At 56.5% G+C, this 24,250-nt stretch carries 24 protein-coding genes, 1 pseudogene and 1 other annotated feature; of the genes and pseudogenes, 7 read left to right on the forward strand and 18 right to left on the reverse strand.

Annotation, left to right across the window (positions count from 1 at the left end):
* The 3 genes from DOU50_RS06500 to tal form a co-directional block, all read right to left on the reverse strand.
* A partial coding sequence (locus DOU50_RS06500) for an MFS transporter (RefSeq protein WP_148769066.1) occupies positions 1 to 458 on the reverse strand: 458 nt, incomplete at its 3' end.
* 122 nt (positions 459 to 580) lie between these two features.
* Positions 581 to 1,168 (reverse strand): molybdopterin adenylyltransferase, encoded by a 588-nt coding sequence (gene mog, locus DOU50_RS06505; protein ID WP_024907419.1) that lies wholly within the window; start codon positions 1,166 to 1,168, stop codon positions 581 to 583.
* 110 nt (positions 1,169 to 1,278) lie between these two features.
* Positions 1,279 to 2,232, reverse strand: coding sequence for a transaldolase (tal, locus tag DOU50_RS06510; protein ID WP_024907418.1), 954 nt, complete (start codon positions 2,230 to 2,232; stop codon positions 1,279 to 1,281).
* Positions 2,233 to 2,494: 262 nt separating this feature from the next.
* Between tal and DOU50_RS06515 the strand changes: the two genes are divergently transcribed.
* Together DOU50_RS06515 and yaaA are read left to right on the forward strand one after the other, a co-directional pair.
* Entirely contained in the window at positions 2,495 to 3,925 is a 1,431-nt protein-coding gene (locus tag DOU50_RS06515; RefSeq protein WP_148769067.1) for an alanine/glycine:cation symporter family protein, read from the forward strand.
* A gap of 66 nt (positions 3,926 to 3,991) precedes the next feature.
* Positions 3,992 to 4,765 (forward strand): peroxide stress protein YaaA, encoded by a 774-nt coding sequence (gene yaaA, locus DOU50_RS06520; protein WP_061715988.1) that lies wholly within the window; start codon positions 3,992 to 3,994, stop codon positions 4,763 to 4,765.
* Between the two features lie 32 nt (positions 4,766 to 4,797).
* Here yaaA and DOU50_RS06525 read toward each other — a convergent pair whose 3' ends face one another.
* The 7 genes from DOU50_RS06525 to yjjY form a co-directional block, all read right to left on the reverse strand.
* Positions 4,798 to 5,100: a DUF2502 domain-containing protein gene (locus DOU50_RS06525; RefSeq protein ID WP_045327616.1), complete on the reverse strand. Its 303-nt coding sequence runs from the start codon at positions 5,098 to 5,100 to the stop codon at positions 4,798 to 4,800.
* Between the two features lie 245 nt (positions 5,101 to 5,345).
* Positions 5,346 to 6,632: a threonine synthase gene (gene thrC / locus DOU50_RS06530; RefSeq protein WP_024907414.1), complete on the reverse strand. Its 1,287-nt coding sequence runs from the start codon at positions 6,630 to 6,632 to the stop codon at positions 5,346 to 5,348.
* Between the two features lie 3 nt (positions 6,633 to 6,635).
* The gene (thrB, locus tag DOU50_RS06535; protein WP_032660770.1) at positions 6,636 to 7,565 is read right to left on the reverse strand and encodes a homoserine kinase; all 930 of its coding nucleotides are present in this window, start codon (positions 7,563 to 7,565) and stop codon (positions 6,636 to 6,638) included.
* Between the two features lies 1 nt (position 7,566).
* Positions 7,567 to 10,029: a bifunctional aspartate kinase/homoserine dehydrogenase I gene (gene thrA / locus DOU50_RS06540; RefSeq protein ID WP_148769068.1), complete on the reverse strand. Its 2,463-nt coding sequence runs from the start codon at positions 10,027 to 10,029 to the stop codon at positions 7,567 to 7,569.
* 24 nt (positions 10,030 to 10,053) lie between these two features.
* Positions 10,054 to 10,171: a sequence feature (Thr leader region), on the reverse strand.
* Positions 10,110 to 10,178: a thr operon leader peptide gene (gene thrL / locus DOU50_RS06545; protein ID WP_015572623.1), complete on the reverse strand. Its 69-nt coding sequence runs from the start codon at positions 10,176 to 10,178 to the stop codon at positions 10,110 to 10,112. It overlaps the preceding feature by 62 nt.
* Positions 10,179 to 10,389: 211 nt before the next feature.
* Positions 10,390 to 11,076: a tRNA/rRNA methyltransferase gene (locus DOU50_RS06550; RefSeq protein ID WP_148769069.1), complete on the reverse strand. Its 687-nt coding sequence runs from the start codon at positions 11,074 to 11,076 to the stop codon at positions 10,390 to 10,392.
* A 399-nt stretch (positions 11,077 to 11,475) separates the two neighbouring features.
* Entirely contained in the window at positions 11,476 to 11,616 is a 141-nt protein-coding gene (gene yjjY / locus DOU50_RS06555; RefSeq protein ID WP_085928893.1) for a protein YjjY, read from the reverse strand.
* Between the two features lie 95 nt (positions 11,617 to 11,711).
* Between yjjY and arcA the strand changes: the two genes are divergently transcribed.
* Positions 11,712 to 12,428, forward strand: coding sequence for a two-component system response regulator ArcA (arcA, locus tag DOU50_RS06560; RefSeq protein ID WP_003856501.1), 717 nt, complete (start codon positions 11,712 to 11,714; stop codon positions 12,426 to 12,428).
* 45 nt (positions 12,429 to 12,473) lie between these two features.
* On the opposite strand, the gene creD is transcribed toward arcA, so the two are convergent.
* From creD to creA, 4 genes are read right to left on the reverse strand one after another with little or no spacing between them, the layout of a single operon-like run.
* A complete protein-coding gene (gene creD, locus DOU50_RS06565; protein WP_148769070.1) occupies positions 12,474 to 13,826 on the reverse strand; it encodes a cell envelope integrity protein CreD in 1,353 nt (450 codons plus the stop codon).
* 56 nt (positions 13,827 to 13,882) lie between these two features.
* Positions 13,883 to 15,307, reverse strand: coding sequence for a two-component system sensor histidine kinase CreC (gene creC, locus DOU50_RS06570; RefSeq protein WP_148769071.1), 1,425 nt, complete (start codon positions 15,305 to 15,307; stop codon positions 13,883 to 13,885).
* Positions 15,307 to 15,996, reverse strand: a complete 690-nt coding sequence (gene creB, locus DOU50_RS06575) for a two-component system response regulator CreB (protein WP_024907408.1) — start codon at positions 15,994 to 15,996, stop codon at positions 15,307 to 15,309. The genes creC and creB overlap by 1 nt, the downstream gene beginning before the upstream one ends.
* A 14-nt stretch (positions 15,997 to 16,010) precedes the next feature.
* Positions 16,011 to 16,481: a protein CreA gene (creA, locus tag DOU50_RS06580; protein WP_024907407.1), complete on the reverse strand. Its 471-nt coding sequence runs from the start codon at positions 16,479 to 16,481 to the stop codon at positions 16,011 to 16,013.
* Positions 16,482 to 16,692: 211 nt separating this feature from the next.
* Here creA and robA point away from each other — a divergent pair, with 211 nt between their 5' ends.
* The gene (gene robA / locus DOU50_RS06585) at positions 16,693 to 17,562 is read left to right on the forward strand and encodes an MDR efflux pump AcrAB transcriptional activator RobA (protein ID WP_024907406.1); all 870 of its coding nucleotides are present in this window, start codon (positions 16,693 to 16,695) and stop codon (positions 17,560 to 17,562) included.
* On the opposite strand, the gene gpmB is transcribed toward robA, so the two are convergent.
* Positions 17,559 to 18,206, reverse strand: a complete 648-nt coding sequence (gpmB, locus tag DOU50_RS06590; RefSeq protein ID WP_048989680.1) for a 2,3-diphosphoglycerate-dependent phosphoglycerate mutase GpmB — start codon at positions 18,204 to 18,206, stop codon at positions 17,559 to 17,561. The two genes, robA and gpmB, sit on opposite strands and share 4 nt — an antisense overlap.
* Before the next feature lie 50 nt (positions 18,207 to 18,256).
* Between gpmB and yjjX the strand changes: the two genes are divergently transcribed.
* Positions 18,257 to 18,772 (forward strand): inosine/xanthosine triphosphatase, encoded by a 516-nt coding sequence (gene yjjX, locus DOU50_RS06595; RefSeq protein ID WP_032649880.1) that lies wholly within the window; start codon positions 18,257 to 18,259, stop codon positions 18,770 to 18,772.
* Here the strand turns inward: yjjX and trpR are convergent.
* Both trpR and sltY read right to left on the reverse strand, forming a co-directional pair.
* A complete protein-coding gene (gene trpR, locus DOU50_RS06600; protein WP_148769072.1) occupies positions 18,763 to 19,092 on the reverse strand; it encodes a trp operon repressor in 330 nt (109 codons plus the stop codon). The genes yjjX and trpR overlap by 10 nt on opposite strands.
* A gap of 55 nt (positions 19,093 to 19,147) precedes the next feature.
* A complete protein-coding gene (gene sltY / locus DOU50_RS06605) occupies positions 19,148 to 21,085 on the reverse strand; it encodes a murein transglycosylase (RefSeq protein ID WP_148769073.1) in 1,938 nt (645 codons plus the stop codon).
* Between the two features lie 227 nt (positions 21,086 to 21,312).
* Between sltY and ettA the strand changes: the two genes are divergently transcribed.
* Complete coding sequence (ettA, locus tag DOU50_RS06610; RefSeq protein WP_006810191.1) at positions 21,313 to 22,980, forward strand: energy-dependent translational throttle protein EttA; 1,668 nt, start codon at positions 21,313 to 21,315, stop codon at positions 22,978 to 22,980.
* A gap of 91 nt (positions 22,981 to 23,071) precedes the next feature.
* Here ettA and DOU50_RS06615 read toward each other — a convergent pair whose 3' ends face one another.
* Positions 23,072 to 23,971: a LysR family transcriptional regulator gene (locus DOU50_RS06615; protein WP_148769074.1), complete on the reverse strand. Its 900-nt coding sequence runs from the start codon at positions 23,969 to 23,971 to the stop codon at positions 23,072 to 23,074.
* Between the two features lie 108 nt (positions 23,972 to 24,079).
* Here DOU50_RS06615 and DOU50_RS06620 point away from each other — a divergent pair.
* Positions 24,080 to 24,250: pseudogene (locus DOU50_RS06620) on the forward strand (zinc-binding alcohol dehydrogenase family protein); the annotation flags it as partial.

Below are 24,250 nucleotides of genomic sequence, written 5' to 3' on the forward strand. Positions count from 1 at the left end.
ATACCAATGCGGCGCACGGGAACATGTTCCGCGACAAACACCCACGCGCCCGGCACTTCACCGCCAATCGCCGCCCCCTGCAGGACGCGCATCAGCAACAGCAGCAACGGCGCGAGAATGCCCATCGAGGCATAGGTAGGTAGCAAACCAATGGCCAGCGTCGGCACGGCCATCAGCAGGATGCTAAGGGTAAACATCTTCTTGCGCCCGACCAGATCGCCAAAGTGGGCCATGATAATGCCGCCCAGCGGACGCGCCAGATACCCGGCGGCAAAAATGCCGAAGGTTTGCACCTGACGCAGCCATTCCGGGATATCCGCCGGGAAGAAGAGTTCTCCCACCACGGCGGCGAAGAAGACGAAGATGATAAAGTCGTAAAACTCCAGCGCGCCGCCTAAGGCCGCGAGCGTGAGGGTTTTGTAGTCCTGTCGATTCAGAGGTCGGGTGTTATGTGACATAGCGAACCATTGTGCGTGTGTTGTGGATTTATTTTTACAGCATTCGTAAAGAAAAAATTACTATACCGTAAAAGTTTCACCACGCTATCGCCGCTTCAGCTAATGTCACATATTGGTTAATTTCAGGAGATTGTTTCGCGACGTGCGTTTTTCGGGCGAAAAGCTGCTACCACTTTCTCATCGGTTTCCACATAGGGACCGTCAAGCAGCTGTATACAATACGGTACACTTGCAAAAATGCCATGAACGAGGACGCTGCCGTCTTCTGCTTTCAGCCCTTCCAGCGTCTCTTTAATCGACTTCGGCTGGCCCGGCAGGTTCAGGATCAACGCCTGCTTGCGGATCACCCCCACCTGGCGGGAAAGGATGGCCGTCGGAACAAAGTGTAGACTGATCTGGCGCATCTGTTCGCCGAAGCCAGGCATTTCACGATCGGCAATCGCCAGAGTCGCATCCGGCGTCACGTCGCGGCGCGCGGGGCCGGTTCCGCCCGTCGTCAGAACAAGGTGGCAACTCATCTCATCCACCAGCTCGCAGAGCGTCTGCTCGATGATCGGCTGTTCGTCAGGGATCAGGCGGGTCTGAATGTCAAAGGGGGTGGTCAGCGCGCTGCTCAACCACGCTTCCAGAGCGGGGATGCCTTTATCCTGGTAAACACCGCTGGAGGCGCGGTCAGAAATCGACACTAAGCCGATGCGTAAGGTATTCATATCCATTCCATTCAAAAAGTACTGATTAAAGGGAATGATACACGCAGAGAGGAGATTCAGACAGGGTACGAAAGAAGTCGCGTGACCGGGAACCCGGTCACGCAGAATGATTACAGCAGGTCGCCGATCATTTTTTCCAGTTTGCCCTGGTCAACAGCAAACTTACGGATACCGTCCGCCAGCTTGTCTACCGCCATTGGATCCTGGTTGTGCTGCCACAGGAACTCGGATTCCGTGATGCGCTCTGGGCGTGCTTTCACTTCACCGGTGTAAGACAGTTTACGCTCCAGAGTACCTTCGCTTTCTGCCAGCTCTTTCAGCAGCGCAGGCGCGATGGTCAGGCGGTCACAGCCAGCCAGCTCGATGATTTCACCGACGTTACGGAAGCTTGCTCCCATAACCACAGTCTCATAGCCGTGCTGTTTGTAGTATTCGTAGATTTCAGTCACAGAAATCACGCCTGGATCTTCAGCCGGTGCGTACTCTTTCTTATCGGTGTTGGCTTTGTACCAGTCCAGAATACGGCCCACGAACGGAGAAATCAGGTATACGCCTGCTTCTGCACATGCACGCGCCTGCGCGAAGGAGAACAGCAGGGTCAGGTTACAGTTGATACCGTCTTTTTCCAGCTGCTCTGCCGCGCGAATACCCTGCCAGGTAGAAGCCAGTTTGATCAGGATACGATCGTTGCTGATGCCCGCGTCGTTGTACATTTTGATCAGACGTTTCGCTTTGGCGATAGACGCTTCGGTGTCGTAGGAGAGACGCGCATCCACTTCGGTAGAGATACGGCCAGGAACCAGTTTCAGGATTTCCAGACCGATGTTCACTGCCAGTTTGTCGGTGGCATCCACAACCTGCTGCGCGCGGTCGTTGCTCTGTGCTTTCGCCCAGGTCACTGCGTCGTCAATCAGTTTGCGATACTCAGGGATCTGTGCGGCGTTAAGGATCAGAGAAGGGTTGGTTGTGGCATCCTGCGGCTGGTACAGCTTCATTGCCGCGATATCTCCGGTGTCAGCTACGACAGTGGTGAACTGACGAAGGGAGGTCAATTTATCCGTCATGATAGTGTTTCTCTTTTAACGTGCCCTGGATAATTCACGCTACCGACAGCATGCCTGCAGCGGAAAAATGACAGGTTTACTTGTTAGGGGGATGTAACCGGTCTGCCCTGATGATAACACGACGGAGGGGTAGCGCAACCGCAGACAGTGCGCTTAGGCAGAGTATGGTAAACTCGGAAGATTAACAGGCTGCTAAGCAACAGCATGCCCAATCAGTGGTAGCGCTTACATATTCACATTGGCATCAACAAGAGGGACGTTAATGCCTGATTTCTTTTTCTTTATTAACGAAGTCCTCTGGGGTTCGATAATGATTTACCTGCTTCTGGGAGCAGGTATTTGGTTTACGCTACGCAGTGGGTTTATCCAGTTTCGCTATATTCGCAAGTTTGGCAGAAGTCTGAAAAACAGCGTTACGCCGCAGCCGGGTGGATTAACGTCGTTCCAGGCGCTCTGTACCAGCCTGGCGGCGCGTCTCGGCAGCGGCAATCTGGCGGGCGTTGCGCTGGCCATCAGCGCCGGTGGGCCAGGCGCGGTCTTCTGGATGTGGGTGACGGCGCTACTCGGAATGGCCACCTCCTTTGCCGAAAGTTCGCTTGCACAACTCTATAAAGAGAAAGATAAACACGGCCAGTTTCGCGGTGGCCCTGCCTGGTACATGGCGCGTGGCCTGGGGATGCGCTGGATGGGCGTCCTGTTCTCGGTTTTTTTACTGCTCGCGTACGGCCTCATTTTTAATACCGTCCAGGCAAATTCTGTCGCCAATGCCCTGAGCTACGCCTTCTCCTGCCCGGAGTGGGTCGCCGGTATTGCTTTAGCCCTCATCGTTCTGCTCACCATTTCTGCCGGTCTTAAGGGTATCGCCCGCCTGATGCAGTGGCTGGTGCCCATTATGGCGTTGCTCTGGGTTGCCGCGAGCCTGTTCGTTGCCGCACTGCATCTCGAGCAGGTGCCGGGCGTGATTGCGACCATCGTCAAAAGCGCCTTTGGCTGGCGCGAGATGGCCTCCGGGGCGTTGGGCTACACCTTCAGCCAGGCGCTGATGGCGGGCTTTCAGCGGGGCATGTTCTCCAATGAAGCCGGGATGGGGTCAACCCCCAACGCGGCCGCCGCCGCCTCTTCCTGGCCGCCGCACCCGGCCGCACAGGGCATTGTGCAGATGATTGGCGTCTTTACCGATACCATTATCATCTGTTCCGCCAGCGCCATGATTTTGCTGCTGGCGGGCCCCGTCCCGCATTCCTCAGGAACCGCCGGGATACAGCTTCTCCAGCAGGCGCTGGTGAACCTGACCGGCGGCTGGGGTGCAGGGTTTGTCTCGCTCATCCTGATCTTGTTTGCCTTCAGCTCAATAGTGGTGAATTACCTCTACGCCGAAAATAACCTTATTTTCCTGAAGCTCGACTCCCGCGCTGCAATCGGAACCCTGCGTCTCGGGGTCGTCCTGATGGTGATAGCAGGCTCCCTGCTCAGTATGCCGCTGGTCTGGCAGCTGGCCGATATCATTATGGCGCTGATGGCGATCACTAACCTCACGGCAATCCTGCTGCTCTCGCCCGTGGTGACCCTGATTGCCAGAGACTATCTTCGTCAGCGCAAACTGGGTGTTCCGCCGGTATTTGATCCCGCCCGCTATCCCGATATTAAGGCGCAGCTTGCCCCCGGTACGTGGGATGATTTGCCGCGGCAATAACAGCTATCGATCAATTCGGGGCGATTTTTTGCTAAAGTCGCTCTAAATTTCCTGCAAGGACTGGATATGCTGATTCTGATTTCACCTGCAAAAACGCTCGACTACCAGAGCCCACTCGCCACCGAGCGCTATACCCAGCCTGAACTGCTGGACTACTCGCAACAGCTGATCCGCGAAGCGCGCAAGCTCTCTGCACCGCAAATCGCCTCGCTGATGAGCATCAGCGACAAGCTGGCCGATCTGAACGCGACCCGCTTTCACGAGTGGCACCCGGATTTCACCCCCTCTAACGCTCGCCAGGCGATTCTGGCGTTTAAAGGCGATGTCTATACCGGCCTGCAGGCGGAAGATTTTAGCGAAGCCGATTTCGATTTTGCCCAGCAGCATCTGCGCATGCTGTCGGGTCTGTACGGCGTACTGCGCCCGCTGGATCTGATGCAGCCCTATCGTCTGGAGATGGGGATTCGTCTGGAGAATGCCAAAGGCAAAGACCTGTACCATTTCTGGGGCGATATCATCACCGATAAGCTGAACGCGGCACTGCGCGCTCAGGGCGATAACGTGGTGATTAACCTGGCATCCGATGAATACTACAAGTCGGTGAAGCCGAAAAAGCTGGACGCGGAGATTATCAAACCGGTGTTCCTCGACGAGAAGAACGGTAAGTTCAAGGTGATCAGCTTCTACGCCAAGAAAGCGCGTGGCCTGATGAGCCGCTACATCATCCAGAACCGTCTGACGAAGCCGGAGCAGCTGACCGCCTTCAACAGCGAAGGCTATTTCTTTGACGAGGCGTCGTCAGGGAAAGGCGAGCTGGTGTTTAAGCGCCACGAGCAGTAAAAACAAACCCCGCCAGCTGGCGGGGTTTTGCATTAATGGTGTTTCCAGTCAGGGCCGCGATCGTCGCGGTGGTCATCGTGGTGATGGTCGTCATGGCGATCGTCATGTTTACGATGCTCATCATGCGGACGCCAGTGGTTATCGCGCCAGTCATAATGCGCCTTCCACCAGTCGTGGTCGCGCCAGCGGCCGCCGTCCCAGTAGTGCCCGTTATTATCCTGGTCGCCAATCTGCAGTTTGACCGCAGGCACAAGGGTGATTTCGGATGCCTGTACCGCCATGGGAGCGACCAGCATCAGTGAAAGCGCAATCAGCACAGGTTTCAGTGTAGACATCGGTGACTCCTTATTATCTTTGCCCAACGTGGGCCGATGTAAGGAGAGTACGCGAGGGGAACGGGGGATGTTATTCTCTGCAATCCTAAACGCTAAGTGACCGCATTTATTGGGAATTTCTGCTTTTTCCCTGCTATTTTCCTCCTTAATTTCTTCACAAAAAAGCCGGGTGGCGGCTTCGCCTTACCCGGCCTACGTTCTGAGCCGTTGTAGGTCGGGTAAGGCGTAGCCGCACCCGACAAAAATTATGCTCGGGTCATCATCAGCTTACGCAGCGCGGCAAAGTCTGCCGGCAGCTCATGTGACAGCAGCGGCAGATCGGCACGCTCGGCCAGCTCTTTCGGCAGCGGCAGCGTTTCTCCCAGGATCGCTTCCACGCTCTCTTTAAACTTCGCCGGATGCGCGGTGCCCAGGAACAGGCCATATTCACCCGGGTTAAGCTGGTCGCGCAGCGCGCGGTAAGCAATCGCCGCATGCGGTTCAGAGGTATACCCCACCGCCTTCAGCTCGCGCATGGTCGCTTTGGTGGTTTCATCCGTCACCGCGGCGTAGCCCAGATCGCCCAGACGCCAGATCTTACGGCGGAACAGCTCTTCCACGCGCGGCCAGTTGTTCGGCTGGCTCACGTCCATGGCGTTAGAGAGCGTTGCCTGCGTGGCGTTCGGCGCCCACTTCCCGTCTTTCAGGAAGCGCGGCACGGTGTCGTTAGCGTTGGTGGCGGCGATAAAGCGTTTCACCGGCAGACCCAGGGATTTCGCCAGCAGGCCAGCCGTCAGATCACCAAAGTTACCGCTCGGCACGGAGATCACCAGCTGGTTACGCGCTTCCTGCGGCAGCTGCGCTACCGCTTCGAAGTAGTAGCAGATCTGCGCCAGCAGACGGCTGATGTTGATAGAGTTGGCAGAGTTCAGACCCAGGGCCACCTTCAGCTCTTCGTCGTCGAAGGCCTGCTTGACCAGCGCCTGACAGGCATCGAAATCACCGTCAATTGCCACGGTTTCAATGTTGCCGCCGAGCGTACAGAACAGTTTTTCCTGCAGCGGGCTGATTTTGCCTTTCGGATAGAGGATCACCACGCGGACGTTTTTCAGGCCGTAGAACGCGTGCGCCACCGCCGCACCGGTATCCCCGGAGGTCGCGGTCAGGATGGTCACCGGCTTGTCGCCGCTGATGTGGGTCAGCATCTGCGCCATAAAGCGGCCGCCGAAGTCTTTGAACGCCAGGGTCGGGCCGTGGAACAGCTCCAGGCAGCCAACGTCAGGCTCCACCTGCTTCACCGGTGCCGGGAAAGCGAACGCCGCACGCACGCGCTCTTCCAGCAGCTCCTGCGGGATTTCGTCGCCGATAAACGCCGAAAGAATTTTAGTGCTGCGGGTGACAAAGTCCTGCTTCAGCAGTTCGTCGATGTCGGTCAGGTGAAATTCCGGCAGGTCATGCGGGAAGAACAGCCCCTGGTTTTTGCCCAGCCCCTGAGTGACCGCCTGCGCGAAGCTGACCTGCTCGTTATGATCTTTAAGGTTATAGAGTTTCATTGATTATCCCAGTACTCGTGCGCCAGCCGTGTCCAGACGGCAAATATGAACAAAGCCTTCCTGATTTTGCAGGTAGTGTTTAGAGAGCCAGTCCGCCACGCGCTGCGCGGTATCAGGCTTGTCGCACAGGGCAAACAGCGTCGGCCCGGAGCCGGAGATGCCGCACGCCTGCGCGCCAATATCCATCGATGCCTGTCGCGCCTCGTTAAAGCCGGGCAGCAGCTTCGTGCGGTACGGCTCGGCAATGACGTCCTTCATCAGTTTGGCCGCCAGCTGCGGCTGGCGGGTGTAGCAGGCGTGGATAAAGCCCGCCAGATGACGCCCGTGGGCAATACAGTCCTGACGACGATACTGCGCGGGCAGGATCGCACGCGCTTCCGCGGTTGAAACCTTGATACCCGGATAGGCCAGCACCCACAGCCACTCATCAAACCCTGGCACCTGCTGGCTGATGATGCCATTTTCTTCGATCATCAGCTGCATGCCGCCGAGGAAGCACGGCGCCACGTTGTCATAGTGAATGCTGCCGGAGATGCGCCCTTCCAGCTCGCCCATTAACCCCAGCAGGCGGTTGTTGTTCAGCGGCTTGCCGCAGTGCTCGTTCATCGCCACCAGCGCGGCGACCACCGAGCAGGCGCTGGAGCCCAGACCTGAGCCGATCGGCATACTTTTTTCCAGCGTCATGGCAACCGGCACGTTTTTGCCGATCTCCTGACAGAAGCGTTCCCAGCACTGATAGACGATATTTTCGCGCGGCTCAGACGGCAGTTTGCTGGCGAAGCGGCCCACGTTGTTCAGGCTGAAGCTGTCTGCCGCTTCCACCGTAACCGTATCGCCCAGCAGCGAACCATCCACCGGCGTCACCGCCGCACCCAGCACGTCAAATCCGACGCTCATATTCGCGCTGGAAGCCGGGGCATAAACTTTGACCATGTTAAACTCCTAACTTCCATGACAGGGTACGCAGCAGATCGGCAAACACACCCGCCGCCGTAACATCGTTCCCTGCGCCATAGCCGCGAAGCACCAGCGGCAGTGGCTGATAATAGTGGCTGTAAAACGCGAGGGCGTTTTCGCCGTTTTTGACTTTGTACAGCGGGTCGTTGCCATCCACTTCGGCAATCTTCACCCGGCACACGCCATCTTCTTCAATGTTGCCAACATAGCGCAATACCTTACCTTCATCACGGGCTTTTGCAACGCGAGCGGCAAACGCGTCGTCAAGCTGCGGCAACCTGGTCATAAAGGCAGCGACATCACCGCGGCTGTCAAATTCTGCCGGCAGGACAGGCTCAATCACGATATCCGAAAGCTCAAGCTCGCGGCCCGTTTCACGCGCGAGGATCAGCAGCTTACGCGCCACGTCCATACCGGAAAGGTCATCACGCGGATCCGGCTCGGTATAGCCCAGCTCGCGCGCGGCGCGGGTGGCTTCCGAGAGGCTCATCCCCTCATCCAGCTTGCCGAAGATAAACGACAGCGAGCCGGAGAGAATGCCGGAGAAACGCTGCAGTTCGTCGCCCGCGTTAAGCAGGTTCTGCAGGTTCTCGATAACCGGCAGCCCCGCGCCCACGTTGGTGTCGTACAGGAACTTGCGGCGCGACTTGCTCGCCGCCAGACGCAGCTGGTGATAGTAATCCATCGACGAGGTGTTGGCCTTTTTGTTCGGCGTCACCACGTGGAAACCTTCGCGCAGGAAGTCCGCGTACTGATCGGCTACCGCCTGGTTCGAGGTGCAGTCGACGATGACCGGGTTAAGCAGGTGATACTCTTTTACCAGACGGATCAGGCGGCCCAGGTTGAACGGCTCTTTCGCCTCCTTCATCTCGGCCTGCCAGTTTTCCAGGTTCAGGCCGTGGACGTTGGTCAGCAGCGCTTTGGAATTCGCAATCCCGCAGACGCGCAGGTCGATGTGTTTCTTCTTCAGCCATTCCTGCTGACGCTTAACCTGCTCCAGCAGCGCGCCGCCGACGCCGCCGACGCCAATCAGGAACAGCTCGATAACCTGATCGGTGTTGAACAGCATCTGGTGAACCACGCGTACGCCAGTGGTCGCGTCATCGTTGTCCACGACAACAGAAATTGAACGCTCAGACGAGCCCTGGGCAATCGCCACGATATTGATATTGGCGCGCGCCAGTGCGGCAAAGAACTTGGCGGAGATACCGCGCAGGGTACGCATACCGTCGCCCACCACGGAGATGATCGCCAGACGCTCCTGAATGGAGAGCGGCTCCAGCAGCTCTTCTTTCAGCTCCAGGTAGAACTCTTCCTCCAGCGCGCGACGGGCGCGCAGGCAGTCGGCCTGCGGCACGCAGAAGCTGATGCTGTATTCGGAAGAGGACTGGGTGATCAGCACAACAGAGATACCGTTGCGGGACATGGCCGCAAACACGCGCGCCGCCATGCCGACCATCCCTTTCATCCCCGGACCGGAGACGCTGAACATCGCCATGTTGTTGAGGTTGGAGATGCCTTTCACCGGCAGACCGTCCTCATCGGTGCTCGCGCCAATCAGCGTACCCGGCGCCTGCGGGTTACCGGTATTTTTAATCAGGCAAGGGATCTGGAACTGGGCAATCGGGGAGATGGTACGCGGGTGAAGCACTTTGGCGCCGAAGTAGGAAAGCTCCATTGCTTCCTGGTACGACATCGACTTCAACAGCCTTGCGTCCGGTACCTGGCGCGGGTCGCAGGTATAGACGCCGTCGACGTCAGTCCAGATCTCACAACAGTCCGCGCGTAAACAGGCGGCCAGCACGGCGGCGGAATAGTCGGAGCCGTTACGGCCCAGCACCACCAGCTCGCCCTTCTCGTTACCGGCGGTGAAGCCAGCCATCAGGATCATATGGTCAGACGGAATTTTGCTGGCGGCGATACGGCGGGTTGATTCGGCAATATCAACGGTGGATTCGAGGTAGTGGCCCACCGCCAGCAGTTTTTCAACGGGATCGATCACGGTCACGCTATGGCCGCGCGCTTCCAGCACGCCGGCCATGATGGCGATAGAAAGTTTTTCACCGCGACAAATCAGCGCCGCGTTGATGCTGTCCGGACACTGGCCGAGAAGGCTGATGCCGTGCAGGACGTGTTTGATTTGCGCGAATTCCTGCTCAACGAAAGACTTCAGCTGAGCGTGCGGGAAGCCAGGCAGCGCCTCTGCCAGCCCTTGCAGCAGGTCAGCGAAGATACGCTCTGCGTCGCTAATGTTCGGGAGTGCATCCTGGCCACCGATGGTTTTTTCAATCATCGCCACCAGATGGTTCGTGATTTTTGCCGGGGCAGAGAGCACGGTCGCAACCTGCCCCTGCCTGGCGTTGCTTTCCAGGATATCGGCAACACGCAGAAAACGTTCTGCATTTGCCACTGATGTACCGCCGAACTTCAACACTCGCATGGTTCTACCTCGTTTCCTTTAGCCGAAAAAAAAGCCCGCACTGTCTAGGTGCGGGCTTTTTTTTGTTTTTCCTGTACGCGTCAGCCCGCATCGTTACCTGTGGTAATGATGATGGTTGTGGTAATGGTGGTGATGCTGATGCGTTTCATGGATGTTGTGTACTCTGTCATTATTATCTGTCTGTGCTGTATTCTTTTAGGGTTAAAGGATCGGGCACCTTAAGTCAACGAATTTTTAATTTGATCACAATTCGGGAGACTCCCACGTCCCGCTGCCGTCGGATTTATTTTCATCCGAATACCCCAAAAGCAACCCTTAGCATCAGATGATTACACCATAATAAAAATGTATGACAGCACTTTACTCGGCCAATTTTTTTTCAATATCATGCAGCAAACGGTGCAGCATTGCCGTGTCGCGTTGCTCAAGACGGCCCAAACGCTGCTGTAACCAGTCGACCATTTTTTGATCGTCAGCCACACCCAGCTGCATGAGCAGGTTTCCCACGCGCGCGCGAAGTGCAGCCAGCTGGTTTTCATCGGTACCTGTAACAGGCGACTGCGGAATTTGTATTAAGGATGCTAATTGATAGCAATAGACCATCACCGCCTGGCCTAAATTGAGAGAAGGGTAATCTGCAACCATCGGCGCGCCTGTCAGCACATCCGCCAGTTCCAGTTCTTCATTGGTCAGCCCGGAATCTTCACGCCCAAACACCAGCGCGGCTTTCTCCAGCCACTGGCTTTTCTCGCTCAGCATCGGCACCAGCTCCGCTGGCCTGGCATAGTAGTGAAACTTCGCCCGGCTGCGCGCCGTGGTTGCGACGGTAAACGAAATATCATGCAGCGCGTCGGCAAGCGTAGCGTAAGTGTTTATATTATCGAGAATATCTCCCGATCCGTGCGCCACCCAACGGGCGGCTGGCTCCAGGTGCGCCGTGCTGTCCACGATACGCAAATCGGTAAAACCCATGGTCTTCATAGCACGCGCCGCTGCGCCTATATTTTCTGCTCTGGCTGGGGCAACCAGTACAATCGACAGATGCATTTATGCTCTCTTTTTAATCAGTTAGCGGGTAAAAATGTGATGCGCTTCAACATATTACGCAGCGCGAATTTACAAAATTGCAACACAAATCACCGAAATAGCGTTTCATAACAAATTAAAAACGCTAAACTATTCTGTGTCTGAACAATCAGTTAGAATGTTAACAGAACACTATTATCCTTATGTTTTATAATGATAATAGCGACATGAATACCCTATTCTGATTGGATTCGCTTCGTTTATAAATCAATGTCCGCAACTAGTTGGTTTATTGAAAAATTGTGACAAAGGCTAGCATTCGGCTACGATGATTTCATCAAACTGTTAACGTGCTACAATTGAACTTGATATATGTCAACGAAGCGTAGTTTTATTGGGTGTCTGGTGTCACTTAGCCTGTTATGTTGCTGTTAAAATGGTTAGGATGACAGCCGTTTTTGACACTGTCGGGTCCAAAGGGAAAGTACCCAAGACCAAGCTAATGATGTTGTTGACGTTGATGGAAAGTGCATCAAGAACGCAATTACGTACTTTAGTCACGTTAAGCCGATCATGTTAATTTGCGACATGCATCAGGCAGGTCAGGGACTTTTGTACTTCCTGTTTCGATTTAGTTGGCAATTTAGGTAGCAAACATGCAGACCCCGCACATTCTTATCGTTGAAGACGAGTTGGTAACACGCAACACGTTAAAGAGCATTTTCGAAGCAGAAGGCTACGATGTCTTTGAAGCGACCGATGGCGCAGAGATGCATCAGATCCTTTCTGAAAATGATATCAACCTGGTGATCATGGATATTAACCTGCCGGGCAAAAACGGTCTTCTTCTGGCGCGCGAACTGCGCGAGCAGGCGAACGTCGCGTTAATGTTCCTGACGGGCCGTGATAACGAAGTTGATAAAATTCTTGGCCTGGAAATCGGTGCGGATGACTACATCACCAAGCCGTTCAATCCTCGCGAGTTAACCATTCGTGCACGCAACCTGCTGTCCCGCACCATGAACCTGGGTACGGTCAGCGAAGAGCGTCGTAGCGTAGATAGCTACAAATTCAACGGCTGGGAACTTGATATCAATAGCCGTTCGCTGATTAGCCCGAACGGTGAGCAGTATAAACTGCCGCGCAGTGAATTCCGCGCGATGCTGCACTTCTGCGAAAACCCGGGCAAAATTCAGTCCCGTGCAGAGCTGCTGAAGAAAATGACCGGCCGTGAGCTGAAACCGCACGACCGTACCGTAGACGTGACCATCCGTCGTATTCGTAAGCACTTCGAATCTACGCCAGATACGCCGGAAATCATCGCCACGATCCACGGCGAAGGGTACCGTTTCTGCGGCGATCTGCAGGAGTAATCCGCAGTTAACGCATTAAAAAACGGCGCATTTGCGCCGTTTTTTTTATTTCCAGATCCGCATCGTGTCGTTATCAGGCTCTGCGGGTGGCTCAGGTCGCTTCGGCTGAGAGAGCGAGTACCAGTCGAAATGCCGGGTCAGGTACATCACGGCGAACAGCGCCAGCGCGAGAACCGCTGACCCCAACAGCAGCGCGCTGTCCTCCGAGCGCAGCAGGAACCACATCACGACATCCAGCCCGAGCAGTGCCAGTACAAACAGCCCGCTGCGTTTCCAGCTTTTCAGCACGGCCTGCAGGTACATTCCGTTCATCGCTGCGCCCACCAGGCTTGCAACAACCCAGGCTGGCGTAAACCCGACGTGTTCAGACAGCGCCAGCAGCACCAGATAGAACAGGACCAGCGACAGCCCCACCAGCAGATACTGCATCGGGTGAAGGCGTAATCCGGTTAAGGTTTCGAAGACAAAGAAGGCCATAAACGTCAGCGCAATCAGCAAAATAGCGTACTTGATCGCACGGTCAGTCAGCTGATACTGATCGGCGGGCGTGGCTACCGTGACGCTAAAGGCCGGGAGCGCCTCCCACTCCGGCGACTCCTTGTCGTAGAACCAGCTCTCAAGGTTATTTGCAAACCAGCTGCTCTGCCAGTTCGCCTGGAAACCAGACTCGCCAATCTGATGCTTAACAGGGAGATAATCGCCCATAAAACCCGGATGCGGCCAGTTGCTGGTGAGCGTCATTTCGCTATTACGCCCTACCGGTACCACCGCAAAACTGCCGGTTCCCGCCAGACTGAGGGACATCTCAAGCGTAAACGTTTTGGCTTCCAGCGCTTTGTCGGTCAGCGGGATGTGGATCCCCGCAAGCGCCCCGTAGACGCCTGAACCGGGTTCCACGCTTAGCGTCTCACCGTTGATTTTAGAGATACTGACCGTGCCAATGCCCCGCGCGTCGCCAACGCCCGTCACGATAAACGGCTGCCCTGTCGCGATCGTTTCCCCTTTCAGCTGCTTCAGCTCGTCGGTATTAAACTGCGCTTTGATCTTCAGGTCAGTGTTCCAGATTTGCCCGTCGTAGATGCCAATACTTCGGGACTCCACGCGCTGGTTCCCTTCCACAACCAGAGATTCCGGCAGAATGAAGTGCATATAGCTTTTCTTGTACTCGACCTTCTTCTCATCCTCTATCTTGTAAAAGATCTCCGTCATCGGAATCGCAATCATCGGACCGACCAGCTTTTGCGGTCCGCTGGTACTCTGGCGAAGCGTATTTTCGACATCGTTGCGGTAGCTCTCCCGCTCTGATATCAGGTTACTGACCATAAAAAGCGGGACTAACAGCAGCAGGATGCACCCCAGCAGGGTGCTGACTTTCCAGAACAGGGGGGATTTCATCATTACGTCTCCTTTGTGATGAGGAGAGCGTAACCAGGCTGTGTGGGGTCAGTTTGAAGTTATGTGAAGGGACGGTGAAGTGTCAGCGTGGCCATCACGCCGCCTTCATCACGATTACGCAATGTAATCTCTCCCTGATGCAGACGCGCCACCTCCTGGACAAACGCCAGCCCGAGCCCGCTGCTCTTCAACCCGTTCTCGCGCGGCAGGGAATAAAAACGCTCAAAAATTCGCTCCAGCGCGTAATCCGGGATCCCGCTTCCGCTGTCGGTGACGAGAAGCTGTATCTGCCCGTGCTCCTCCCGGGCCGCCAGTTCAATGGCACCGCCCTGCGGGGTAAAATCGATAGCGTTATCCAGCAAATTGCCGAGCGCCTGTTCGAGCAGATCGGGATCGCCTTCAACATGAAGCGAAGCGGGCTGGAGGGTCAGCGCAATCTCTTTTGCCGCCAGCACCGCCGAGCGCGCATCGGCAAGCCGCGTAAACAGCAGATCGACGCGGACGGTCTGAGGCGTAATCTCGACCCGATTTTCAAGCCGCGCCTGAGTGAGCAGTTTTTCAACCAGCGACTGCATGCGCGCGTTTTGCACCAGAATATTATCGATAAACCGCGCGGCCACCTGCGGCGGCGGCTGCTCGGAGAGAATTTCCGCCGCGCCGCGTATGGCGGCGATGGGGCTTTTCAGCTCGTGGGTCAGCGCATGGACATAGCGTTCAATGTAGTTTTTCCCTTCAAGGCGAATGCGCATATTTTCCAGCGCCTGGGCCAGCTTGTGCAGTTCGCTGCTGCCAGGATTAGGCAGCGGGAGAGGTGTATCCGTGGTCACCGAGTCGGCATAGCGCGATAACGTACCGATAGATCGATTGATCCACCATGCCACAACGAGGCCAATCAGCAGGGCAATGCCGAGCAACGCCCCGCCAGCCCACAGGATCCTCCGCTCGCTGCGGTGAATCACCGGCGCCATCGCGCTGTTCGGTTTCCCCACCGACAGCACGCCGATAATCTTGCCCTGATCCACAACCGGCGCGGCAACATACATCACCGTGCTCTCCGGATCGTCGGGATGGCTCTGGGTACTGCGCGCGCCGTATTCGCCGCGAAGCGTCAGCCAGACATCGTTCCAGCGCGAGTAATCTTGCCCCACGGCCAGACCGGCGGAATCAAACACGACTCGGCCCTGCGCATCGGTCATGTAGACGTGATACTCGTTACGCACTTTATGGATCCCGCCGATATTGGCGCGGAAAGGGCGCTGATGAAGCTGGGAAAAGGCCTGTGCCAGCTTGCCCTGCTGCGCGTGACCCGAAAGCAAATCATCACGTCCGATTTCGGCCAACAGGGTCGCGGTATCGATTAACGTGCCCTCGGTTGCCCTACGCACGCCGGGCTTTACTTCCTGAACAAAGATCGACAGCACAAACCACGCGGCGATGGCCACGATCAGGAAGTATCCCAGCAATAGCCGCATCCCAATACGCATCAGTAAAGGCCCAGACTGTAGCCCATACCGCGATGGGTGCTGATGGGTGACAGTTCTTCGTTCACCGCCCGCAGCTTGGCGCGCAGGGTTTTGATGTGGGTGTCCACGGTACGATCGAAGCTGTCGCCGTCTTCACCCCATACCTTGTCCATGAGCTGCTGACGCGAAAAGACCCGCCCGGGTGCCTGTAACAAGGTTTTGAGCAGCAAGAATTCGTAGCGGGTCAGGGGCAGTGCTTCCCCGCACCAGCTGATTCGCGCGGCAGGTTCGTTCAGTTCAAACTGCCCGATACGTAACGTTTCTGATGGTGCGGCGGATTTTTGCATGCGCCGTAAAATCGTCCGCACCCGGGCGCAGACTTCACGAGGGGAGAAAGGTTTCGCAACGTAGTCATCAGCGCCCATTTCCAGGCCAAGCAGCTTGTCTACCTCATCACTGCGCGCCGTCAGAAACAGCACGGGCAGTGAGGGATGCTGCGCCAGCAGCTGGCGACAAAGCTCAAATCCACTGATGTCCGGCAGCCCGACATCCAGAATGGCAAGCGCCGGAACCTGCCGCCGCGCCTCCTCCAGCACGGGTAAGCCGCGTTCAAACGCCTTTACCGCGAATCCTTCCTGCTGAAGCATGTAGATCAGCGTATCGGCGATACTGGTTTCGTCTTCAACCAGCCAGACCACAGGTTGTTGCATGATTCATCCCTGAATTACTGCCAAGGCATAATTGGCACCGCGCTGATCGCGTTTTTCGGTGAGCCTTCCACCACTTTATCGGAATAGGCGAGGTAAGCCAGCGTGTTGCGTTTGGCATCATAAAAACGCACCACCTGCAGCTTTTTAAACACCAGCGAGGTCCGTTTCTGGAATACCACGTCGCCCTGCGCTTTGCCGTTTTTAATTTTATCGCTTAGCTCAACCGGCCCCACCTGCTGACACGAAATCGCCGCATCGGAGGTGTCTTCCGCCAGTCCCAGCCCGCCTTTGATACCGCCCGTTTTCGCGCGGCTGACATAGCAGGTGACGTTTTTCACGTCCGGATCGTCAAACGCCTCCACCACGATTTTGTGGTCCGGGCCAAACATTTTGAACACGGTATCGACGGAGCCAATCTGTTCAGCCTGCGCCGCGCGCCCGACCATCAGCATCAACGCGGTGAAGATCAAAGTCTTGTATTTCATATTGTTACCATTCTTTAAAATTACATTGAGCAATTATTCAACACTTTAGATAAAAATGTAGCAAGATCACAGGATTAGAATATATCTGCCTGTAATGTGCTCTAAAAAGCATGAATGCGCAAAAAAAACACTGAATGCTAAAACATCAAAAAATGCTATTATCCGCTAACCTGTTATCAGGCACCTGCTGTTTTAAGGATGAGGATAGTATATGGATCAGGCTGGAATTATTCGCGACCTGCTCACCTGGCTGGAAGGTCATCTCGACCAGCCTTTGTCACTGGATAATGTGGCGGCTAAAGCAGGCTATTCCAAGTGGCATCTGCAAAGGATGTTCAAGGATGTCACCGGTCATGCTATCGGGGCCTATATTCGCGCGCGTCGTTTATCAAAATCTGCTGTGGCACTGCGCCTGACGGCGCGGCCGATTCTGGATATTGCCCTGCAATATCGTTTCGATTCGCAGCAGACCTTCACCCGCGCCTTTAAAAAACAGTTCTCGTTGACGCCAGCGCTTTATCGTCGCTCGCCTGACTGGAGCTCGTTTGGCATGCGTCCGCCGCTGCGTCTGGGCGAATTCGCGATGCCGAAATATGAAATTATTACCCTGCCGGAAACCCATCTGATCGGCACAACGCAGAGCTACTCCTGTTCACTGGAGCAGATTTCCGAGTTCCGTCATCAGATGCGCGTCCAGTTCTGGCGCGACTTCCTGAGCCACGCGCCGGCGATCCCGCCAATTCTGTATGGTCTCAACGAAACGCACCCGAGCCAGGAAAAAGACGACGAACAGGAGGTGTTCTACACCACCGCGCTGACGCCGGATATGGCCAATGGCTACATTCAGGGTTCGAAGCCTGTCGTCCTGGAAGGTGGCGAATACGTGATGTTCGCTTATGAAGGGCTGGGAACGGGAGTTCAGGAGTTCATCCTGACCGTTTACGGAACCTGCATGCCGATGCTGAATCTGAATCGCCGTAAAGGTCAGGACATTGAGCGCTACTACCCGGCGCAGGATGCCAAACCGGAAGAAGGCCCAATCAATCTGCGTATGGAATTCTTGATTCCGATACGCCGTTAACGCTGCAGTTCGTCAAGCGCAGGGGCATCGAGATGCGAAATGTCCCCTGCCATCTCCACGACCCAACCTGACGCCAGCCACGCGCTTTCCTGATAATCAATCCGGGAAATGGAGCAGTTACGCAGACGCAGGCGGCGCTCGGCGTAAGCCGGTAACCCCAGAATGGTGCTCACCAGGCAGCCCAACGCAATCCCGTGACTCACCAGCAGCGGACGGCTTCCTGCCGGGAGCTTCAGGCATTCCGCCAGTGCGGCATGCATACGTACGCTGAGCTCCTGCATGGATTCGCCCTCAGGAATACGGCCATCTTCGGTACCGTTCACCAGCGTGCGGCGCCAGCCCTCTTCCTTTTCCGTCAGCGTATCGATATGGCGTTTTTCCAGCACGCCCATATCCAGCTCGCGCAGGCGCGGCTCAAGCATGACGTCACAGCCGCAGGCGTCCGCGATGATGCGCGCCGTCTGCTGTGTGCGACCTAAATCGCTGGTAATCACGTGGGTAATGCCCAGCGTTCTGGCGCGTTCCGCCACCTGCCACGCTTGCTGCACACCCTTCTCAGTGAGAGGACTGTCTGACTGGCCTTGAATACGTCGCTCGGCGTTCCACTGCGTTTCACCGTGGCGAACAAGGTATACCTGTAACATGCTTTTTTTCCGTTATACTGCGATGAGTTTTTTTTGAATCGAGCTTAATTATGCACCATGTTGTCTCTGCTACCACTAATCCTGCCAAAATTCAGGCAATTCTAAGGGCATTTGACGAGATCTTCGGCGCAGGATCCTGCCATATTGAGGCCATCGGCGTCGAGAGTGGCGTGCCTGAACAGCCGTTTGGCAGCGAGGAAACGCGCGCTGGCGCACGAAATCGCGTGGCAAACGCTAAGGCCGCGGCACCGGATGCTGACTTTTGGGTAGCGATTGAAGCCGGTATCGACGAAGGCGCAACTTTTAGCTGGGTGGTGATCGAAAGCCGTGAACAGCGCGGTGAAGCGCGTTCGGCCACCCTGCCGCTGCCGGAGATCATTCTGGAAAAAGTGCGTGCGGGTGAAGCGCTCGGGCCGGTGATGTCGCAGTACACCGGCATTGATGAGATTGGCCGTAAAGAAGGGGCGATTGGCGTCTTTACCGCAGGTGCGCTGACGCGTTCAGGCGTTTACCACCAGGCGGTGATTTTAGCGTTAAGCCCGTTCCATAACGCGATTTATCGTTGATCGCTTAATAAGACTGACTCGAGCCACTGGCGCAGCTCAACCGGCGCCGACTTCAGGCTGTTCGAGCCGCGGGTGATCGTTGCAATGCCCGCGCCGAGCTCATTCTTCAGCTCGCGCTGGCTCATCTCGCCGCGCAGCAGCTCTTCAATGATCCGCACGCGCGTGCCCAGCGCCTCGCGCTCGTCCGGCGTGAGCATCAGCTGCATCAGGGATAAATGCAGATCCTGTTCGTAAGACTGGCGAAGCAGCTCCACAAAACGAAGCCACTCCTGATGACGTTGTTCGGCCATTGCCGAGGAATACGGGGAATGCTGGGTCATGTTATGCTGCCTCTTGTACTCATTAGCGAGTACAGCATAACACAACCCACGCCGATCAGTAACGTCTCTGCCACTCGGCATCGCTCATCAGGGTATCTTTCTGCCCCATGAAGTAGCGATAGTAGGCGTCATAGGCCAGCACGTTCTTTACGTAGCCGCGCGTTTCCGAGAACGGGATGCTCTCGACAAACGCCACGGCGTCGATGCGCCCGGCGCTGTTACCGAGCCAGGTGCGCACGCGTCCAGGCCCCGCGTTATACGCCGCCGACGAGAAGATGCGGTTATTGCCAAACTGCTGATACACGTACTGCAGGTAGCTGGTACCGATGTTGATGTTGGTATCCGGATCGAGAAGCTGTGACGGGCTGCTGTACCCAGGAATATTAAACATCTTCACCGTGTGCGTCGCCGTGCCCGGCATAATCTGCATCAGGCCGCTGGCACCCACCGGGGAACGGACTTTCGGGTTCCATGCGCTCTCCTGACGGGCAATCGCCATCGCGTAGCTTTGCGGGATATCTTTGCCGCTGGTATAGCGATCGAATAGATCTCTGTACGCCAGCGGGAAACGCTCTTCCAGATGATCCCAGAGCTTGCCGGCGATCGTCGCCTGCACGCTGAGATCCCACCAGTGATTATCAAACGCATAGCGGGCAAGCTGGGCTTTTTCGTCGGTGGTGCGGCTGGTCACCAGATTCGCCCACTCGCTGCGCGCGGTGTTATCCATATTCCAGTACATCAGCTCGCGAACGCGCGCCATTTCTGGCCCCTGCGTCAGCGCCGGGTTCGCGTTAGCGGGCGCTTTATCAATGCGGAAGGTGTACTCCTCGCCCAGGCGCTGCGCGGCCGCCATCGGGTAGAACCCGCGCTGCTGCATCAGCGTATGGAGGATATCTTTAGCTTCATCATCACGACCGCGCTCCAACAGCAGATCGGCCTGCCAGTAGCGCCATTCGTCTTTCTCTTTAGCCTCCATTGGCAACCGCGCGAGCCAGGTATTCAGCCCACGGCGATCGCCCGTGCCCAGCGCCATCCGCACGCGGCGTTCCACCAGCGACGTGGAGTTCGAACGCATAATGGCATCGTCACGCCAGCGCGCCTGTTCATCGGTCACATCGGTGCCCATCAGTCGCCACGCCACGATGTCGCGCAGCTCCTGGGTTTGCTCCTCATTAAGCTGCTGCGCCTGCACCAGCTGCGGGATCATCAGTCGTGCGTTTTCTACGTCGTCACGCGCCACGCTGGCAAAGGCCACCGCCGCCATCTGGCGGGTAAAATCGGTCGCGCCCGTACTGCGGGCAAAGGTCAGCACGCTGTTCGGATCGTTCGCCAGCGAGATAACCGCGGTGGAGATCGTCTGGTAATCGGACGGCATCTGCCCCGCCAGCGTGGTCACCAGACGCGTGTTACCGGCTTTCATCGCCAGACGGATGCGCTCAAGGTAGGACAGCGGATCCTGTTTACCGGAAGCGCGCCATGCGCCAAACAGGGAATCACAGGCGTTCGGCTGGTTTTTCCCGGTCAGCCAGAGCTCTTTCGCCCCGGCCCAGGCCTCTTCCTGCTGGCCAGTCGCCCATTTCGCGTAGTAGTAGTTACACTGGGCTTCGGTGGCGTTCGGCTTTTCAGGACTAAACGCCAGCAGTCCGCGCCAGTCTTCGCGACGCGCCAGCTCATTCACAAAACGAGACTGGAGATTTCGGGCTGGCGGCAGGGTCGGGTTCGCCTGAATGAAGTTATTCACGGTGACGGTAGGCTGGTTCATGAGATCGTCCGTGATCTGGCGATACTCCAGATACGGATACAGCGGATAATCCTTTAGCGTCGGCATCAGCGCCTGCACGGTATCCATCTGCTTGTTGTCCCACGCCTGTTTAATCTGGGCGTAGCGGTTACGTTGTTCATCCAGTGAATCGGCATGCACCGCCTGGCTTACCGCCATTACGCATACGCTGGCAGCCAGCAGACGCCAGACCACCCGTTTGGCTTTTTCCACAAGCTCTTCCTCATTGTTTTTTCGTCAATTGCAGCGTCTTGCCACGTCAAAGTCTAATTAACTTATGCTAACCAGGCATCCTTCAACGCGCCACGTCATGGACACTTTTTTACCTTTCTTGCGCGTTTTAACACTCCCGACGTTCCTGGCTGGGATTAGGCCGTGAAAAAGGCTACACTTCGAGGCTGAAATTCCTTCTCATTACGATAAAAGAGGCGAAGTCCAACGTGGCTCAATTCGTTTATACCATGCATCGTGTCGGCAAAGTTGTCCCGCCGAAACGTCATATTCTTAAAAATATCTCGCTGAGCTTCTTCCCGGGCGCAAAAATCGGTGTTCTGGGTCTCAACGGTGCCGGTAAGTCCACCCTGCTGCGCATCATGGCCGGCATTGATACAGACATCGAAGGTGAAGCCCGTCCGCAGCCTGGCATCAAGATCGGCTACCTGCCGCAGGAACCTCAGCTGAATCCGGAACACACCGTGCGTGAGTCCGTTGAAGAAGCGGTTTCCGAAGTGGTTAACGCCCTGAAAGGTCTGGATGAAGTGTATGCCAAATACGCCGAACCGGATGCGGACTTCGACAAGCTGGCCGCACAGCAGGGCAAGTATGAAGAGATCATCCAGGCGCACGACGGTCACAACCTGAACGTGCAGCTGGAGCGCGCAGCTGATGCCCTGCGTCTGCCGGACTGGGATGCGAAAATCGCGAACCTCTCCGGTGGTGAACGCCGCCGCGTGGCGCTGTGCCGCCTGCTGCTGGAAAAACCAGACATGCTGCTGCTCGACGAACCGACCAACCACCTGGATGCGGAATCCGTGGCGTGGCTGGAACGCTTCCTGCACGACTTCGAAGGCACCGTTGTGGCGATCACCCACGACCGTTACTTCCTCGACAACGTCGCCGGCTGGATCCTGGAGCTGGACCGCGGCGAAGGTATTCCGTGGGAAGGCAACTACTCCTCCTGGCTGGAGCAGAAAGATCAGCGTCTGGCTCAGGAAGCGTCTCAGGAAGCGGCCCGTCGTAAGTCTATCGAGAAAGAGCTGGAGTGGGTGCGTCAGGGCGCGAAAGGCCGTCAGTCTAAGGGCAAAGCCCGTCTGGCACGCTTCGAAGAGCTGAACAACACCGAATACCAGAAACGTAACGAAACCAACGAACTGTTTATTCCACCTGGAGCACGTCTGGGGGATAAAGTGGTTGAAGTGACCAACCTGCGCAAGTCTTACGGCGACCGCCTGTTGATCGACGACCTGACCTTCTCCGTACCGAAAGGCGCTATCGTCGGGATCATCGGTCCGAACGGCGCGGGTAAATCAACCCTGTTCCGCATGATGTCCGGTCAGGAACAGCCTGATAGCGGCTCAATCACCCTGGGTGAAACCGTGAAGCTGGCCTCCGTTGACCAGTTCCGTGACGCGATGGATAACAGCAAAACCGTGTGGGAAGAAGTCTCCGGCGGTCTGGATATCATGCGTATCGGCAACACCGAGATGCCAAGCCGCGCCTACGTTGGTCGCTTTAACTTTAAAGGCACCGATCAGGGCAAACGCGTGGGCGAGCTGTCCGGCGGTGAGCGCGGTCGTCTGCACCTGGCGAAGCTGCTGCAGGTGGGCGGTAACGTTCTGCTGCTCGATGAACCAACCAACGACCTGGATATCGAAACCCTGCGCGCGCTGGAAAACGCCCTGCTGGAGTTCCCGGGCTGCGCGATGGTTATCTCGCACGACCGCTGGTTCCTGGACCGTATCGCGACCCACATCCTGGACTACCAGGACGAAGGTAAAGTGGAGTTCTTCGAAGGTAACTTCACCGAATACGAAGAGTACAAGAAACGCACGCTGGGCGCCGACGCGCTGGAGCCGAAGCGTATTAAGTACAAGCGTATTGCGAAATAAAAGCAAAACGGCAACTTCGGTTGCCGTTTTTTATGTTTGTACCCTCTCCCCGTGGGAGAGGGCCAGGGTGAGGGCATCAGGCCGCACAAAATCACCCACCCACGTAATACCGCTTCACCTCATCAAACTGCATTGCAAAGTCGATATAGCTCATCAGCGCGGGTGAATTCAGCTTGCGGCTTGGGTACGCCAGCCACAGATCGTTACCTTCAACATTCCACTCCGGCAGCACCTGCACCAGCGCGCCCTTTTCAACTTTATCTTCCAGTAGAAATGCAGGAAGCAGCGTAACCCCCGCACCGGCAATCGCACATTCGCGGGCGTATACCAGGTTATCGGTCATGTGCGCGTTATCCGGCAGGTAGCGGTAATCCTCGCTCTCGCTTCGCAGAAGCCACTCTGACCAAGCCCGATGCGTAATGCTGCGGTGCTCCACCAACTGACGGGGATGCGTCAGCGGCGCCCGGCGCGCCAGATAGTCCGGCGAAGCCAGCATGTAGCGCGGGCAGTGCCCGATCATGCGGCCAATCAGGGAGGAGTCCTGCGGCTTGCCGGTACGCAGCGCCACGTCAAACCCGGCCTCGACCAGGTCCACCACGTCATCAGAGATCGACACGTCCAGCGAAACCTCAGGATAGCGAAGCTGGAACTCTGCATTCATGTGTGCCAGCAGCGTCGCCCCAATCCCAGCCGGACAGGTGATGCGCAGCCGCCCGCTCGGGTTTTCGCGCAGGCGCTGAATGGCGTACTCCGCCCGCTCGCTGGCCGCCAGCATTTCGCGGCAGTGCACCAGATAGTGCTCGCCCGCAAACGTGAGGCTGATCCTGCGCGTGGTGCGGTTAAGCAGGCGGATACCCACCTGCTGCTCCAGCTGGCTAATACGCTGGCTGACGCTGGATTTCGGCAGTTCCGCCTTCTGCGCCGCAGCGGTAAAGCTGCCCATCTCCGCCACCAGCGCGAACAGCGCCATATCCTGCAGCTGCTTAAACATGATTGTTCATCCTGTACGAACGCTGAGTTCTTGATTGTCCATCTTATCATGCAACTGGCCACTTAATAGACTAGCCTCAACAAAACGCATGCCATTGAGGAGCACACCATGTCAGTGAAAGCCATCGCCGTTAACCCTGAAAATCCCTCTACCTTCATTGAAATCACCCCGCCGATGCCGCAGCCCGGCGAGCACGATCTGCTGGTGGAGGTGAAGGCCGTCTCCGTTAACCCGGTCGATACCAAAGTCCACGCGGGCATTGCCAGGAACGGGCTGAAC

It is taken from the genome of Enterobacter sp. C6, assembly GCF_008122455.1.
In the GTDB taxonomy this organism is placed as follows: Bacteria; Pseudomonadota; Gammaproteobacteria; order Enterobacterales; family Enterobacteriaceae; genus Enterobacter; species Enterobacter pseudoroggenkampii.

Coding starts and splice junctions, on each gene's coding strand:
- DOU50_RS06515 (WP_148769067.1), top strand. CDS start 2,495: ATGCCTGATTTCTTTTTCTTTATTAACGAAGTCCTCTGGGGTTCGATA.
- yjjX (WP_032649880.1), top strand. CDS start 18,257: ATGCACCATGTTGTCTCTGCTACCACTAATCCTGCCAAAATTCAGGCA.
- arcA (WP_003856501.1), top strand. CDS start 11,712: ATGCAGACCCCGCACATTCTTATCGTTGAAGACGAGTTGGTAACACGC.
- thrC (WP_024907414.1), bottom strand. CDS start 6,632: ATGAAACTCTATAACCTTAAAGATCATAACGAGCAGGTCAGCTTCGCG.
- creB (WP_024907408.1), bottom strand. CDS start 15,996: ATGCAACAACCTGTGGTCTGGCTGGTTGAAGACGAAACCAGTATCGCC.
- tal (WP_024907418.1), bottom strand. CDS start 2,232: ATGACGGATAAATTGACCTCCCTTCGTCAGTTCACCACTGTCGTAGCT.
- DOU50_RS06525 (WP_045327616.1), bottom strand. CDS start 5,100: ATGTCTACACTGAAACCTGTGCTGATTGCGCTTTCACTGATGCTGGTC.
- robA (WP_024907406.1), top strand. CDS start 16,693: ATGGATCAGGCTGGAATTATTCGCGACCTGCTCACCTGGCTGGAAGGT.
- creD (WP_148769070.1), bottom strand. CDS start 13,826: ATGATGAAATCCCCCCTGTTCTGGAAAGTCAGCACCCTGCTGGGGTGC.
- thrA (WP_148769068.1), bottom strand. CDS start 10,029: ATGCGAGTGTTGAAGTTCGGCGGTACATCAGTGGCAAATGCAGAACGT.
- trpR (WP_148769072.1), bottom strand. CDS start 19,092: ATGACCCAGCATTCCCCGTATTCCTCGGCAATGGCCGAACAACGTCAT.
- DOU50_RS06550 (WP_148769069.1), bottom strand. CDS start 11,076: ATGCATCTGTCGATTGTACTGGTTGCCCCAGCCAGAGCAGAAAATATA.
- creC (WP_148769071.1), bottom strand. CDS start 15,307: ATGCGTATTGGGATGCGGCTATTGCTGGGATACTTCCTGATCGTGGCC.
- yaaA (WP_061715988.1), top strand. CDS start 3,992: ATGCTGATTCTGATTTCACCTGCAAAAACGCTCGACTACCAGAGCCCA.
- thrB (WP_032660770.1), bottom strand. CDS start 7,565: ATGGTCAAAGTTTATGCCCCGGCTTCCAGCGCGAATATGAGCGTCGGA.
- creA (WP_024907407.1), bottom strand. CDS start 16,481: ATGAAATACAAGACTTTGATCTTCACCGCGTTGATGCTGATGGTCGGG.
- mog (WP_024907419.1), bottom strand. CDS start 1,168: ATGAATACCTTACGCATCGGCTTAGTGTCGATTTCTGACCGCGCCTCC.
- DOU50_RS06615 (WP_148769074.1), bottom strand. CDS start 23,971: ATGTTTAAGCAGCTGCAGGATATGGCGCTGTTCGCGCTGGTGGCGGAG.
- gpmB (WP_048989680.1), bottom strand. CDS start 18,206: ATGTTACAGGTATACCTTGTTCGCCACGGTGAAACGCAGTGGAACGCC.